General features: G+C 60.2%; 1 protein-coding gene. It reads right to left on the minus strand.

Going from position 1 to position 630, the window contains the following annotated elements:
• Nucleotides 1-34: 34 nt before the first annotated feature.
• Nucleotides 35-550: a hypothetical protein gene (locus EN925_RS38650; protein ID WP_013529757.1), complete on the minus strand. Its 516-nt coding sequence runs from the start codon at nucleotides 548-550 to the stop codon at nucleotides 35-37.
• Nucleotides 551-630 lie beyond the last annotated feature (80 nt).

Consider the following 630-nt stretch of genomic DNA (forward strand, 5'->3'; position numbering starts at 1 on the left):
GCCTGGAGGAGGCCGGGAATGCGAGCCCGGCAACTCAGTGTTCCTTGAACGCCTTGGTCATTTCGCTCGCCGTCTCGCTTTTCTTGCGGCGCAGCCAGTTGTCGCGGATTTCGTCCTTCGACAGGAAATTGACCTGGTCGATCAGAACCTCATGCACCAAAGGCGCCCCGACACGCGTGTTGACGGTATCGCGGATCGCGGCGCGGAAGGCATCGAGATCGATCGTCGCCTTGTTGGTGAAGTCGATCTGCGGATTGGAATAGAGGTAGGAATAAACCTGGTCGGTGATCAGCGCTTCGGCGGGAATGGACAGTTTCTTGATCTGCTCGGGTTCGACCGTGTAGACAAGCTTGGTCAGGAAATAGCCGCCGATCTCGGAATCGCGGATCAGCGGCACCGAAATGATGTCGGTCTTGACGTAGTCGAGGCCGCCCAGCATCGGCTTCGGCGTTTCGCCGACACCGCGCTCGCCGGCCGCCTGGAAAGAATAGAATACGGCGCCCAGCGTTGCGGCGCAGATCCAGACGGCGATGGCGATGACCTTGATCATCGGGCCTTGTCAGTCCCTTGGTCAGTCCCTTGCAATGGCAACGCGGCACGGCGCCGTTGCCGAGGCAGGATCTCCGATGT

The sequence above is a fragment of the Mesorhizobium sp. M7A.F.Ca.US.006.04.2.1 genome (assembly GCF_004022915.1).
In the GTDB taxonomy this organism is placed as follows: domain Bacteria; phylum Pseudomonadota; class Alphaproteobacteria; order Rhizobiales; family Rhizobiaceae; genus Mesorhizobium; species Mesorhizobium ciceri.

Bases quoted from the DNA above. Each gene is read 5' to 3' on its own strand.
- EN925_RS38650 (WP_013529757.1), bottom strand. From the start codon at position 550: ATGATCAAGGTCATCGCCATCGCCGTCTGGATCTGCGCCGCAACGCTG.